This window comes from Flavisolibacter ginsengisoli DSM 18119 (assembly GCF_900129295.1).
GTDB lineage: Bacteria > Bacteroidota > Bacteroidia > Chitinophagales > Chitinophagaceae > Flavisolibacter > Flavisolibacter ginsengisoli.
Map to the genome: position 1 here is coordinate 1 of NZ_FQUU01000033.1, position 13546 is coordinate 13546.

The window sequence follows — 13546 nt, forward strand, 5'->3', positions numbered from 1 at the left end:
AAAATTTGCATGTTACTGTGGCACAGCTCCTTTTCCTTACGAGTCAGGGACAAGTCTTAAACTGAAAACTAAAGTCGATCAGCATGCTGACAAGCATATGAAAACTTTGCTTGATCTTTCTGCAAAAACCGCTATTCAACATGATAAAGAACTAAGAGATTATTATTTAAAACGATTAGAAAAGGGGAAATCAAAAATGAGTACCATTAACATCGTTCGAAATAAGATCTTATATAGAATGTTCGCTGTGATTAAACGTCAAACACCATTTGTTGAGAGCTACTTAGAAACTTTTTTGGCAGTTTGTAAACCTTAGAATACAGAGAGACACGGAGGGGCACGGGGGATTGGAGATGTCGAAATAACTACATTTATGCTTCGCAGTTAGTCTTAAATTTAAATACTAAATGTTTGATACGTTCAGTCGTTTAGATTGGGAAACTTGTAGAAAAAGACTGCTTCGTTCCTTGCAGTGACAATCCTTACGAACGTCATTGCGAGGCCCAGCAAGGGCATTGTGCAATGGGCGCCGTGGCAATCTCATACTATGGAACAAGAATTAAAAGACGCTTACTAAAAAACAGACTGCTTCGTTCCTCGGAGTGACGATACTTACGAACGTCATTGCGAGGCCCAGCAAGGGCATTGTGCAATGGGCGCCGTGGCAATCTCATACTATGGAACAAGAATTAAAAGACGCTTACTAAAAAACAGACTGCTTCGTTCCTCGGAGTGACGACACTTACGAACGTCATTGCGAGGCGCAGCAAGGGCATTGTGCAATGGGCGCCGTGGCAATCTCATACTATGGAACAAGAACCTATAGAACATGTAAAAAAAGACTGCTTCGTTCCTAGCAGTGACGATCAACAACCATTATCCCTTCAACCTCTTATCCATATCAATCGCTGTAACCTTAACCAGTTTCACCAGGTTCTGGTAACCGGGAAACAATGGATTCAACAGGCAATTGTACTCCATCATATTAACCGCGGAACGCATCCTGACGCCTAAATACTTTCCTTCCGTCATTAGCCTGTCACCTATAGCCTTATTGGCATGAAGCCCGGGCTGCAGCCAGTCAGCAGGATAGTCGCGATCCGGCAACGTAAAAATGGGTGCCTTATCATTAACGTCAATTGCAAGGATAAAAAGACGGGATGGATAATCTACAGGGTCAAAATGCACAATGCTCTCCAGGTAGGCCAATGAGCTGTTCTCAGATGTATACAACATGTAAGTGCCTTTACTGTTCCAGCGGCCACCATATTGGAAAGCACCCCGGCCACTCAGGTCTGCTGCACGCGATTGATTCTGAACGATACGGTAAACAATCATGCTGCCTTATTAACTGTAAACTCCTTCCTGTATGCGGCCAAGGATGTCATTCACCATATTGATACCAGTCAGGGTGCCCAGTATCATCACTGGCTTTAAATGATTGAGTGCCCTGTTTTCCTTATTCATCCATCGCTTCACTTTATCCTCATCGCCAAACACATCATAGGCATGTTGCATGACCTTAGCAATTTCTATGGCATGAGAAGAGGCCTGTTTGTCCAGTTTTTCTTTAGGTGTTTTTCTTTCCAACGTTTTGACAGACATGCCCAACACATCCTCTGCCATGGTTTTACGGGTAATACCCATGTGCGTAGTAAGATCATCTATCGAAGCCTTTGTGATACCCTCACGTCCTATATCAATCACATCAAAATCGGATCCCATCTTTGATGTAAAGCTGCTTCCCAACCAGTAAGAAATTGATGTCTCGAATGGATCCTTCAATTTTCCTCTTTGTTCAGATGCCTTATTGGATGTGGATAGGACAGTTGTAACATTTTGCGCCTGGGCTGCTATTACCGGATGCAAAAGAGGTTTACTTTTTTGAAGTCTCGCGGAAGGTTGAGCCTTCTTCTGTGAAGCTGCTGCCCCTGCTCTCTTCTGGGATGTATTTACCGCCTTAGCCATTATGCGACATTTTTACCAAATTTACGGCATTTTTGTCGCATGGGCAATGGTTATTTAGGGTAGATAGTTAAATAGAAAAGCAAATGAACTTGCCACTTCACGTTGGCGGGGACGCCAACATGGGCACAGCATTTTTGTCGCATGGGCAAGGGGGCATTTTTTTGGGTAGGAGTTGACAGGTTGAAAGGTTGACAGGAAAGGAACCGCAGAAGTGAGGAACCACCGGGGCAGGGAGGCACAGAGAGGCACAGAGGATTTGGAAAGTTGATAAGTTGATAAGGAATGGCAAATGAAGTTGGATAATTTTTATGCAAGATCAAATAGTACTACAAAATGAAAGGTCGCTTCAGTGCGGTTCAAAGATGCTTCGTACCTCAGCATGACAGCAAAACCAGGTTTATACTTTGCAATCATTTCTTAATTCTGAAAGTATATAAAGGAAATTAAAAGCTTCCATAATAGTAATAACTGCCATTGACCACCATTTTACTCTGTCATGCTGAGGCACGAAGCATCTGTGGGAAAAGTATAGGCGGCTATTATGCTATTAAATCCTCTATGACCTAAAATAAATTAAAGGAACCCGGCAACCTGTTTTATGTTAGTTCCAAAATTCTGTATATCATTAAAATGGCTTACAGTGCGGTTGAAAGATCCCACCTGGTTGTGGATGCGCCCTTGGCAATCTGAAACAATGGATAAATTTAAAGTAATGACGCTATCCATTGAACAAAATCCCCCTCTGGCAAGTTCCCAATGTGCGACCTGACCGAAGTCCCCCTTTGCAAAGGGGGAAAGTAGGCAATCTGCACTTCCAGGTACGTTTTAAAGGGGGATTTTGTTCAGTAGACGGGACTCTAATTTTGATTATAGTTTAGCCAGCTACACAATTAACGGCAATGGCACTTTTCACCTTTGTGACCCTTTGCGCCTTCGTGTCTTTGTGGCCAATGCCTCCTTTTACACCTGTTAACTTATCAACCTTTACTCTCCATTTCCAATACTATTTTAACCAACAACTGGTAATGCGGTTTTTACTTTCTATCTTATAGCAGCATTCCGAGGAATGCAGTTTTACACACAACAGTATTAGCCCCTTTTATGAGGGGCTTTTTTTAAGCAATAACACAAACTGATTATATTCATTCCTTATCCCATTGAACATATGCGTACCATCAATACCTTACTGATCGCTCTTATTTGCTTTATTGTTGTTAGCTGCAGCAGCAGCAAGCCTGGAGAAACAACCAACAGCCTTCCGGCTACGGCTATTAAAACCTATGGCAGATCTGCTACCAATAATAATGAACTGGAGTTGATCAGTTCGGCCGCTCATTTTGGTTTCAGCTTTACCGGCACACAATGCAAGGTCTATGCTTCCTTCCCTTACACAGGAGGCCATAACTACCTGCAGTATGAGCTGGATGGCGTATACCAGAAAAGATTGCGCATTGAAAATGGAAGCACTGAACCACTGGTAATTGAAGCTCCATCGGCAGGAAGGCATACGGTATGGATCTATAAAGCCACAGAAGCCACCACAGGCCCTGTGTTGATACAAAAGTTAGAAGCCGAAGGCATCAAGGCTATTGAGAAACCCGCAATGCCCCTTATTGAATTCATTGGCAACAGCATTACCTGCGGCGCAGCGGCAGACGCATCTGAAGTACCCTGCGGACAGGGTGAATACCATGACCAGCACAATGCCTACTATGCCTATGGTCCAAGAGTGGCAAGGGCGCTGGGTGCCGAATATATTTTGAGCAGCGTGAGTGGCATTGGTATCTACCGCACCTGGAACATGGACCATCCTTCTATGCCGCAAGTGTATGAAACCCTGGATTTCCAGGAGCAGGGCACACGCAAATGGGACTTCAATTTATTCAAACCACAGGTGATCAGCATCGCCCTGGGCACCAATGATTTTAGTGATGGTGATGGTGTGCATCCGCGGGCAGCTTTTGACAGCGCCCGGTTTGTAAATGACTACACCGGGTTTGTGCAACTGGTACATTCCAAAAATCCACAGGCACGTATAGCCTTATTAAGCAGCCCCATGGTGAAAGGCATTAAAGCAAGACTTCTGGAAAACTGCCTGGCAGCCGTGAAGCAACATGTTGATGCACGCTATCCATCGGCAAAGCCTGTTTCATTGTTCTTTTTTAAACCGATGGAAGCCAGGGGATGCAGCGGCCACCCCAGCGTGGAAGATCATGCGATACTGGCGGAAGAACTGGAGCCGTTTTTCAAAAAATTACTGAAGTAATTTAATAGAAAGGGAACCACGGCGGCAGAGCGGCAGGGAGGGGCACGGAAGAATTTGCCACAAAGACACTAAGACACGAAGAAGCACAAAGGGAATATCGAATGATGAAGTGAATGAGAGGAAACATGGTGGCACAACGTCCACTGCGAGGAACGAAGCAGTCTTTATCTATGGAAGCTTATAAAGTTTTGTTCAGTAGTGCGAGATTGCCACGGCGCACTAGACACAAGGCCCTGGCTGCGCCTCGCAATGACGTTCTGTTTATGCACATTTTTTGGAAAGCAATAATTAAGCTGACCGTCACTGCGAGGAACGAAGCAGTCTTTATTAGCGTCTTTTAATATTGTTGCATAATGAGATTGCCACGGCGCTCAGCACGCAACGCCATTGCTGCGCCTCGCAATGACGTTACATTAGAGCGTCACTGCGAGGAACGAAGCAGTCTCGTTATTAAAACGTTCTGTTTCTGGTTTCATAGAAACAGATTGCCACGGCGGAAAAACTTTACTTAAGGATTGACTGCAATCCATGAGGTGCTTCCAATAAAGAACCAGAAACAAAAAACTATAACAAGAAACTGCGCTCTTGTAGACAATACTTCTCACCATTTTCTGGTTACTCCTCATCTGATTAAGAATGGTCTGCTAAACTATTTTAATGTTAAACAATCCAGGCGGCATTTGTTTTCGTACCTGTATTGCCATTCCTTTTAAATACCCTTTCGTACCCCCTGGAGCAATATTTAATCACTCTTAATCATTTAAAACATGAAACAAATGCTGTTCAACCGCATGTCCGGAATCGTAACGCTTAGCCTGGTAGCATTGAGCTTTACCAATTGTACTAAAAATGTAAAAGAAGACAGTCAAATGATGCAGGGCATGAAAATGCGCAGTGAAAAATCGCTGAACCTTACAAAAACATACACTGCCAACCTGCAGGCATTAAACCACTCTGGTGTATCTGGTACAGCCAGCTTAATGCTGGAAGGCAATATGCTTACTGTGAAAATTGATGCGATGGGACTGGAAGCTAATAAACTACATCCACAGCATATACATGGTTTCATGGAAAACAACCGTAACTCCACCTGCCCTGACATGAGTGCTGATACCAATGGTGATGGACTTGTGGACCTTCCTGAAGGATTGCCTTCCTATGGCGCAGTATTGCTGGAGCTGACACCGTTCCCAACTGCTGATGCCAATGGTGAGATCCATTACACGAAAACATTTACTATTGATGGTAGCGTGTTGCCCTTACAAAACCGTGCGATCGTATTGCATGGCCTGACAGTGATGAACCAGTACTGGCCTACACTTCCTGTGGCCTGTGCACAGATCAAATAGAGAACTAAGATTTACAGGATTGATAAGGATTTTTTACGGAGGATAGAAGTTGTTATGGTGGCAGTTTATTGTGTAAACTACCGCTACCGACTTCTTTCCTCCTTTTTTATTTGCAATATTTTGTTTTGAATCTGTGAAGAATAATAATAGGGTGACCGTCACCGTAAGGAATGAAGCAGTCGGTTTTTAATTAACGCCTACATATTCGTTCCATAGCGTGAGATTGCCACGGCGCACCTACCACAAAACCCTCGCGGCGCCTCGCAATGACGTACAATTTTATGGACCTTTTTTTGGAAAGCAACAATTAATGTGACCGTCACCGTAAGGATCGAAGCAGTCGATTATTAATTAATGCATACATATTCTTTCCATAGCGTGAGATTGCCACGGCGCTCAGAGCACACAAGGCCCAAGCTGCGCCTCGCAATGACGAACAAGATATTTTCTGCAATCTATAACCTAAGAATAGATAGCATCAATAGTGATACTTCAACCTAAGAAACTACAAACTACAAACTACGAACTACAAACTATTCTGCTTTAGTGCAGAACCCATTAAACAGTGAAGCTGTGTCCAGGCTTTCCTGGAAAGTAACAGGTTTGGCAATATAGGAATGTGCGCCCAGGCGCTTGCATTTTTCCTTTTCCATGTGGTTGACAGAAGTGGAATAGATGATCACGGGGATATTACAGAAACGTTCATCCGCTTTGAGGTGCGAAAGCGTTTGGGTGCCATTCATGCGGGGCATATTCAGGTCGAGGACTATGAGGCAGGGAAGGTGGCCGGTAAGATAAAACTCTTCCAGCTTGGAGAGTGCATCTTCGCCATCTTCTGCAAACCAGAATGTTTCTTTACCGGGAGCTAATTCAATAGCGTCCTGCATAATTGCCCTGTCTTCAGGATCGTCATCTACCAGTAGAATTTTAAGCGCTACCGAAGCCATAACTATTAGTTAAGGGGCAAAGAAACATAAAAAGTGGCACCCTTCCCTTCTTTTGCTTCGGCACTAATTTTACCATTGTGCAACTCTACGATCTTCCGGCAGATGGCAAGGCCAAGGCCGGTACCTTCATATAATTCCCTGGTATGCAGGCGCTGGAAGAGTGTAAATATCTGCGAGACGTATTTTTCATCGAAGCCAATGCCGTTATCCTCAAAAGCGATCTCGAGGAAGCCATCCACTTCACGATTGGTTACCTTTATTTCTGGTGACTGACCGGGCTTTGAATATTTCAGTGAATTGGCAATGATATTGGTAAACAACTGGCGCATCATGACCTCGTCGGCCTGTATGGTGGGCAGTGGATCAATGGTGAGCCTGGCCTGCTTTTCTTCTATGGATATTTCAAGGTCCTGCAACATTTCGTTCATGATCACATTCAGGTCAGTTGCCCTGAATTCCATTTTCTCCCTGTGTATCTGCGAGAATAACAAGAGGTCCTGTATGAGGTTACGCATACGCTGTGATGCACTGTGCATATTCTGCAGGTATTCCATACCTTTTTCATCAATGTTGCCCTTATATTTTTGTAACAGGAAATCACTGTAAAACAATAATTTCCTTACTGGCTCCTGCAAATCGTGTGAAGCAATGAATGCAAACTGGGTGAGCTCCCTGTTGCTCCGGTTGAGTTCATCAATGTACTTCTCCATCATCAGCTGGTTATCCTTTAGCTGCTCCTGTGTTTGCTTTAACTCGAAGTTATCCATCAGGGTTTGTTCATACACTTTCTGCGCATGGATATCTACGATGTAGCCGATCCAGTACTGCAATTCTCCCAGGTCATTTTTTAGAGGCGAAAGTGAGACCTGGTGCCAGAGATATTCACCGGTTTTTTTATTCTTGATACGTGTCTGTGTTTTTACAGTAACCGCATCACTGGTAATACCATTTTTCAGTAATAAGGAGAATGAATCATAATCATCCTTATGGATCACATGCTTCCATTTACCATTATTAAGACTTTCTATTGTTTCACCCGAGAAACGGGTGAGCCATTCATTGGCATAGATCAATTCTCCCTGTGGGTTCAAGGAAAAAATAATCAGGGGCAAAGCATTGGTCAATACCTTATACTGCGCTTCGCTTTTTTGAACCTTTTCAGATAGGTCCTGTAGCTGCTCATTTTTTCTTTTTAATTCTTCATAGGGTGAGATGGGCGGTTCATTCCTGAACAATTGCCTCCATTCGTCCAGCTTGAATATATCGATCCTGAAGGGGGGTAAAATATAAAAGAATAACTCGATAGAAGTTTGGGCACCCTTGGTTAGAATATTGTACTTATTTACCAGCTTACGGGCATTTTCCAGTCCCTCCCGCGCCCTTGCATCGATCTCATTTTCGTTGATCAAACAGGCCACAATGTATTTGTCACGCTGCTCATTTTCCACGCTTAAAACCAGGCAACCTTTTTTGCCTGTTTCAATGGTAGTACGGGAAACTTCTGATACGGCAGTGGCAAAAGTGGTTTGCGCTGAAAGGGAAAGACCTGATAGCTCTGCCAGCTTCATCGAACGTTTATGCGCCAAAATGAGATCCATTTCATTTTCAAGCGTAACTCTCGCTATCTCTTGCATAGTTATACGTTTATTTTGCAGGCCACGGCTGACATATCATCCGTGTGACGTGCAAAGTCCTTCAATATAGTTGCTGATACAATAGACATGTCATACCTTGACAATAAGGGATATTTCATGACATCCCATTTTGATTTCATGCCATCGCTGCATAGTACAATATACTGTCCTCTTTCATATTCCATCTCCTGCACATTCAGGGTATTTGGCACATTCAGACCTATGATGCCATTATAGCTCATGTAATTCTTTGAAATACCGGGTCCATATATCTTGGTGGCAATATTTCCTACACCACAGATCTTCCATTTTTTAGCAGCCATATCAAACAGGGCTACGGTACCTACCAGTCCCCTGGTCTTTTTTGCCGCCAGGTTCAGGGTGCGAATGATTTCCACCGGGTCATTTTCCCTGCATTCCAGGAAGGCCTCTCCTGCTTTCATTACAGCACGGGCAGCTTCGGGGCCATGGCCCAAACCATCGCCAAGGAAAAGTTTGACATGATCATGTGTGACCATGCTAAAAAATCCATCCCCGCATTCCTTTTCACCTGGCTTGGGAATAACAACAGACCTGACCTCCACAGCCGGTGCTTTCCTGAAATGCGGGCGGGGCTCATTATATACTCTTATGAGGATAATAGTGCCCCATTCTTTCTGTGAATAGACCTGGAAAACATCAGAGAGGCGTTTCATAGCACCGAGCCCCTGGCCCAGGGTATTCTTTGTGGATACACCGTCTGTCACCATTCGGCTCACATCTGTCATGCCCGGGCCTTCATCAATACTGATCAACTCAATGCCCTGCAACCCCTCTTCTTCAAAAAGTTTTACCAACACCTGGCCACCTCCTGCATGCTTCACCAAATTACTGACCATCTCAGAAACTATGATGTCAATCTCTCCTACCTTACGTTCATTGAAATTGCCCTGCAATGCAAGGGCGTGAATATCTTTTTTCAGGATGGCAAAATAGCTGCGGTCATCTGCCTTGAAAACAAAATGCGTCCTGTTAACCATTCTTCCATTTAATTATAGAAACCGTAGTGCCTTCACCCAGGGTACTTTTAATGTCAAATTCATTCACCAATCTTTTAGCGCCAGGCAAACCAATACCCAGGCTTTTACCGGAGGAGTATCCATCTTTCATGGCAAGGGAAATATCTTTAATGCCCGGACCTTTGTCCTGGAACACCAGTCTAATTCCATTGTCCCTGCCCTGGCTGATGACCTCAATGATGGTAACACCACCACCACCATATTTAAGCATGTTGCGCACCAGTTCACTGGCAGCGGTGATCAGCTTGGTCTGATTGACCAGGCTCATGCCAATCTTTACGGCATATTCCTTCACACGGTTGCGAAATGGCACCACATCCTGTTCTTTCTCTATGGACATCACATCCTTATTCAGTACCAGCTTCATCTTCTTCTTCAATTATTTCTTCATCTTCGGCATCGATCCTTGTTTTTAATAATTCCATGCCTTTTTCCACGTTCAAAGCTGTATGAACGCCTTTCAATTCAAGACCCAGTTCTATTAAAGTGATAGCCACGGCTGGCTGCATACCTACTACTACTGTTTCTGCATCCATGATCTTCGACATACTTCCAATATTACCCAGGATACGTCCCATGAATGAATCCACAATACTTAAAGCAGAAATATCTATCAGAACGCCACGGGCACCTGTTTTATTCACCATCTGCACAAGGTCGGCTTCGAGGTTGGTGGCCAACCTGTCATAAAGGTCAATCTGTATGGTGACCAGTAAAAATTTCCCCATACGGAGGATAGGAATTCTTTCCATCTGTTATTCTGTAGTTTTTTCTTTATGATTTTTTTTCACTTCAAGCTTCAACATGCCAAATGCATATTTTAAAGCACTTGCCAGGCTTGACTTTGTCACGATATTAGAAAGGTCGATACCAAGGTGTACTACGGTTTGTGCTATTTCGGGGCGAATGCCGCTGATGATACATTCTGCACCCATCAGTCGTGTAGCGGCTACAGTTTTGATCAGGTGCTGTGCTACCAGTGAATCCACGGCAGGCACACCTGATATATCCAAAATAGCGATGGTGCTTCCTGTTTCCACGATCTCCTGCAAGAGGTTTTCCATGACCACCTGTGTGCGGGCACTGTCCAGGGTTCCGATGATAGGAAGCGCCAGGATGCCTTCCCATACCTGGATGACAGGAGTTGATATCTCGGTGATCTCGTCGGTCTGCCTCATAATCACTTCTTCTCTTCCCTTGATGTAGGTTTCAAAGGTGACCACTCCGAGGCTGTCGAGTAATTTATTGAATGATAAGGTAGTCTGATACAAGAGCTGTATATCATCACTGATCTCCTCTTTCAGCACCTGCTGTATGGCCTCTTTCAGGCTAAATACATAAATGCCTGTCTCCCGGGGAGAAAAGCCTTGCTTGGCCCTTGAAATGGAAATACCTGAAAGCACTTCCTTCACCTGTTCGTAGGCAGGGGCATTGATGTCTTCTACATGATTGGTAGCAACGGCTTTCAGCAATTCATCAAGGAACTCATTGGATTGCTCCCTGAGCTCTTCGTTGCTCATCAGGTCTTCTCTTAACATGGCGTCGGATAACTGTTTCGTCATCCACGATTCTAATAATTGCTTCTTTTTCTTTTGTAACAGTTTGGCTATATCTGTCTTCATGATGCTTAATAATTATAACTAAAAAATGAGTGTGTATACATATTTATGGATTGCCCTGGAGCAATGCCTTTGTAAAAGGGAAAAGTAAAATTGTAACGAATAGATTACAAATGTTATGTACAGATGTAAATGTTCAGGACAACTAAACTTTGTTTGGTGATTTCTTTACCTGTATCTGCAAAAGTCCAAAAGAGTACTTTAAAGCGCTTGCCAGGCTAGCCTTAGTGACGATATTGGAAAGGTCTATTCCTAAATGTACAATAGTTTGTGCTATCTCCGGGCGAATGCCGCTGATGATACATTCTGCACCCATCAGTCGTGTAGCGGCTACAGTTTTGATCAGGTGCTGTGCTACCAGCGAATCCACTGCAGGTACGCCTGATATATCCAGAATAGCAATGGTGCTGCCTGTTTCCACAATCTCCTGCAACAGGTTTTCCATAACTACTTGTGTGCGGGCACTGTCCAGTGTTCCGATGATAGGAAGTGCAAGGATACCTTCCCAAACCTGGATGACAGGGGTTGAGATCTCGGTGATCTCGCTGGTCTGTCTCAGGATCACTTCTTCCCTTCCCTTGATGAAAGTTTCGAAGGTCATGATGCCAAGGTCATCCATCATCTTATTCACCTGGATGCTGGAATCGTACAATAATTGCGGGTCATTTTTGATCTCGCCCTCGAGCGATTTTTGCAGGGCGTCTTTCAGGCTGAATACATATATGCCTGTTTCCCTTGGTGTGAATCCCTGGCGTGCCCTTGAAATGGAGATTCCCGAAATGATCTCATTGACCTCATCAAAAGCCGCTGATTGTGTATCAATAGTATGATCAGTGATATTTTTTAAAAGTGCATTGAGTAATTCATTGGATTGCTCCCTTAATTCTTCATTGCTCATCAGGTCTTCCCTTAAGGTGGCATCTGCCAGTTGACGGGTCATCCAATCTTCTAATATGTGTTTCTTGTTTTTTTGAAGCAGTTTTCCAATGTCTTTACTCATTCGGGGGTTTTAAGCGCTAAAAGTATGTTTAATAACCCATTTGGCTTATGGCGCTTCAAATTATTATAACATAGATTAACAATTAATCTTCAACCATGATCATAACTGCCAGAGCCAGGCCAGGCCGGGAGCCTTCATCAATGTAATAGATAGTAAGGTTGTTGATTTATTAATGGTGCTATACTGTTGGATGTCAGACTTACTACAGATATTTTTATTATGGCATGTTAGAAGAAACAGCCCCGCAAAGGTTCCTGTAACAATTTTAGATCAAAATGGAATGATCAAAGGCATTCTATTTTATCAACGATCATTTTTCTTTCCGTTGCATTGGAGGCCAATTTGAGTGCGTTTTCAAAATATTGTCTTGCCAGGGCAGTGTCTGTTTCTTTATACAATTCACCCAGCAAAATATGGTAATAGTGATTGCCGCTGAGTTGAAGTTGCTCTGCCTCTTTTATGGCCTGCTCTCTTCCATTGGCCTTGTAGAGGGCAAAAGTGCGGTTTAATGCAGCTACAGGAGAATAATGAAGCCGGAGCAATTGGTTGTACAATTGTAATATGGATTCCCATTTTTCAGGCGTGTCTGCTTTTTGGGTATGCCAGTAGGCAATGGCAGCTTCCAGGTGATACCTTGAAATATTGTCACCAACGGAAGCCAGGTGAAGATGATAGGCACCTCTTGCTATGAGCTCCCGGTCCCAAAGATTATCATCCTGGTCAGCATATAAAATAATAGCTCCTGTGTTATCCTTACGAGCTGCAAACCGGGATGCATGAAAACACATCAGGGCATAAAGGGCATATGCGAATGGAAGCGCTGTTTTTTTGTTTTCAATCAACAATTCAGTCAACCGCATAGCCTCCTCACAGAGTTCCTGCCGGAGAATGGCATCCTGGCTTTCGGAGTAATACCCTTCATTAAACAACAAATACAGGGTGGTCAGGACAGTATCCAGGCGCTGTATGATCTCGGTGTCGGGTGGCATTTCTATGAGCACATCTTCCTGCCGCAATTTTTCTTTGGCCCTGTACAGCCGCTTATTGATCACATCTTTGCTGGTAAGAAATGCAGTGGCTATTTCATCTATACCCAGGCCGCATAAAACACGAAGAGCCAGGGCCACCTGGGCTTCAGGCGGAATGGAAGGATGGCAGACGGCAAAGAGCATTTGCAGTTGGCTGTCCGAGATATTAGTAGCAGAAAGGTCTATTTCCATTTCTTCCAAAGCAGTTGATGTTTGTTTTAATTCGGGTGAGATCTTAGCGGCGAACAGCCTATTTCTTTTGTAGTCATTCAATGCTTTGTTCCTGGCAACGGTGTATAACCACGCTTCGGGATTGCCAGGAACGCCTTTGTAAGGCCAGGTGTGTAAGGCGGAAAGAAAGGTCTCACTGGCAATGTCTTCGGCCCATTCCATTTGTTCCATGCCAAACTGTTTGGACAGTACTGAAACTATTTTACTGAATTCAGTGCGGAATAAATGGGGTATCAGTTCGGTGGAAGACATGATGGGGATTGTACTGGGTCAAAAGATAATGGAAATAATGGTTGAAAGGTTGACAGGTTGACAAGGAGATGAGTCGGGAGTCGGGAGTCATGGCTGTTTCGAGTATGCTCATCCAAGTGTGTCAATTTATAATTTCTTAAATTGATATTGCCATGGAAGAAAAGAAGTTTGATTTTGAAGCTTTTGTTCACCAG

The 13546-nt window shown here is 43.8% G+C and carries 13 protein-coding genes; 3 read left to right on the forward strand and 10 right to left on the reverse strand.

The features are described from left to right. Positions 1 to 316, forward strand: a 316-nt coding sequence (locus BUA53_RS20430) for a transposase (RefSeq protein ID WP_139256536.1), incomplete at its 5' end; no start/stop codon positions are given. A 560-nt stretch (positions 317 to 876) separates the two neighbouring features. Here the strand turns inward: BUA53_RS20430 and BUA53_RS20435 are convergent. Then, on the reverse strand, positions 877 to 1338 hold the full coding sequence (locus BUA53_RS20435; protein WP_072837255.1) for an RES family NAD+ phosphorylase: 462 nt from the start codon (positions 1336 to 1338) through the stop codon (positions 877 to 879). Between the two features lie 9 nt (positions 1339 to 1347). Continuing rightward, the gene (parS, locus tag BUA53_RS20440) at positions 1348 to 1968 is read right to left on the reverse strand and encodes a type II RES/Xre toxin-antitoxin system antitoxin (protein ID WP_072837256.1); all 621 of its coding nucleotides are present in this window, start codon (positions 1966 to 1968) and stop codon (positions 1348 to 1350) included. A gap of 1165 nt (positions 1969 to 3133) precedes the next feature. Here parS and BUA53_RS20445 point away from each other — a divergent pair. Further along, entirely contained in the window at positions 3134 to 4234 is a 1101-nt protein-coding gene (locus tag BUA53_RS20445; protein WP_072837257.1) for an SGNH/GDSL hydrolase family protein, read from the forward strand. Between the two features lie 767 nt (positions 4235 to 5001). Next, entirely contained in the window at positions 5002 to 5583 is a 582-nt protein-coding gene (locus tag BUA53_RS20455) for a hypothetical protein (protein WP_084080314.1), read from the forward strand. Between the two features lie 533 nt (positions 5584 to 6116). Here the strand turns inward: BUA53_RS20455 and BUA53_RS20460 are convergent. The 8 genes from BUA53_RS20460 to BUA53_RS20495 all read right to left on the reverse strand — a co-directional run bounded on the left by BUA53_RS20460 (position 6117) and on the right by BUA53_RS20495 (position 13352). Further along, positions 6117 to 6530, reverse strand: a complete 414-nt coding sequence (locus BUA53_RS20460; RefSeq protein ID WP_072837259.1) for a response regulator — start codon at positions 6528 to 6530, stop codon at positions 6117 to 6119. A 5-nt stretch (positions 6531 to 6535) separates the two neighbouring features. Beyond that, positions 6536 to 8164 carry a PAS domain-containing sensor histidine kinase gene (locus tag BUA53_RS20465; RefSeq protein ID WP_072837260.1) on the reverse strand — a complete coding sequence of 543 codons (1629 nt, stop codon included), beginning with the start codon at positions 8162 to 8164 and terminating at the stop codon, positions 6536 to 6538. A 2-nt stretch (positions 8165 to 8166) separates the two neighbouring features. After that, a complete protein-coding gene (locus tag BUA53_RS20470) occupies positions 8167 to 9183 on the reverse strand; it encodes an ATP-binding SpoIIE family protein phosphatase (RefSeq protein WP_072837261.1) in 1017 nt (338 codons plus the stop codon). Further along, positions 9176 to 9589: an anti-sigma regulatory factor gene (locus BUA53_RS20475; protein ID WP_072837262.1), complete on the reverse strand. Its 414-nt coding sequence runs from the start codon at positions 9587 to 9589 to the stop codon at positions 9176 to 9178. The genes BUA53_RS20470 and BUA53_RS20475 overlap by 8 nt, the downstream gene beginning before the upstream one ends. Beyond that, entirely contained in the window at positions 9570 to 9974 is a 405-nt protein-coding gene (locus BUA53_RS20480) for an STAS domain-containing protein (RefSeq protein WP_072837263.1), read from the reverse strand. Before BUA53_RS20480 ends, BUA53_RS20475 begins: the two co-directional genes overlap by 20 nt. 3 nt (positions 9975 to 9977) lie before the next feature. Further along, complete coding sequence (locus BUA53_RS20485; RefSeq protein ID WP_072837264.1) at positions 9978 to 10844, reverse strand: STAS domain-containing protein; 867 nt, start codon at positions 10842 to 10844, stop codon at positions 9978 to 9980. Between the two features lie 142 nt (positions 10845 to 10986). Continuing rightward, positions 10987 to 11841, reverse strand: a complete 855-nt coding sequence (locus BUA53_RS20490; RefSeq protein ID WP_072837265.1) for an STAS domain-containing protein — start codon at positions 11839 to 11841, stop codon at positions 10987 to 10989. 284 nt (positions 11842 to 12125) lie between these two features. Next, positions 12126 to 13352 (reverse strand): RNA polymerase sigma factor, encoded by a 1227-nt coding sequence (locus tag BUA53_RS20495; RefSeq protein WP_072837266.1) that lies wholly within the window; start codon positions 13350 to 13352, stop codon positions 12126 to 12128. Positions 13353 to 13546: the final 194 nt, after the last annotated feature.

Excerpts from the sequence above, each read along its gene's own strand:
- BUA53_RS20435 (WP_072837255.1), bottom strand. The coding sequence starts at position 1,338 with ATGATTGTTTACCGTATCGTTCAGAATCAATCGCGTGCAGCAGACCTG.
- parS (WP_072837256.1), bottom strand. The coding sequence starts at position 1,968 with ATGGCTAAGGCGGTAAATACATCCCAGAAGAGAGCAGGGGCAGCAGCT.
- BUA53_RS20445 (WP_072837257.1), top strand. The coding sequence starts at position 3,134 with ATGCGTACCATCAATACCTTACTGATCGCTCTTATTTGCTTTATTGTT.
- BUA53_RS20455 (WP_084080314.1), top strand. The coding sequence starts at position 5,002 with ATGAAACAAATGCTGTTCAACCGCATGTCCGGAATCGTAACGCTTAGC.
- BUA53_RS20460 (WP_072837259.1), bottom strand. The coding sequence starts at position 6,530 with ATGGCTTCGGTAGCGCTTAAAATTCTACTGGTAGATGACGATCCTGAA.
- BUA53_RS20465 (WP_072837260.1), bottom strand. The coding sequence starts at position 8,164 with ATGCAAGAGATAGCGAGAGTTACGCTTGAAAATGAAATGGATCTCATT.
- BUA53_RS20470 (WP_072837261.1), bottom strand. The coding sequence starts at position 9,183 with ATGGTTAACAGGACGCATTTTGTTTTCAAGGCAGATGACCGCAGCTAT.
- BUA53_RS20475 (WP_072837262.1), bottom strand. The coding sequence starts at position 9,589 with ATGAAGCTGGTACTGAATAAGGATGTGATGTCCATAGAGAAAGAACAG.
- BUA53_RS20480 (WP_072837263.1), bottom strand. The coding sequence starts at position 9,974 with ATGGAAAGAATTCCTATCCTCCGTATGGGGAAATTTTTACTGGTCACC.
- BUA53_RS20485 (WP_072837264.1), bottom strand. The coding sequence starts at position 10,844 with ATGAAGACAGATATAGCCAAACTGTTACAAAAGAAAAAGAAGCAATTA.
- BUA53_RS20490 (WP_072837265.1), bottom strand. The coding sequence starts at position 11,841 with ATGAGTAAAGACATTGGAAAACTGCTTCAAAAAAACAAGAAACACATA.
- BUA53_RS20495 (WP_072837266.1), bottom strand. The coding sequence starts at position 13,352 with ATGTCTTCCACCGAACTGATACCCCATTTATTCCGCACTGAATTCAGT.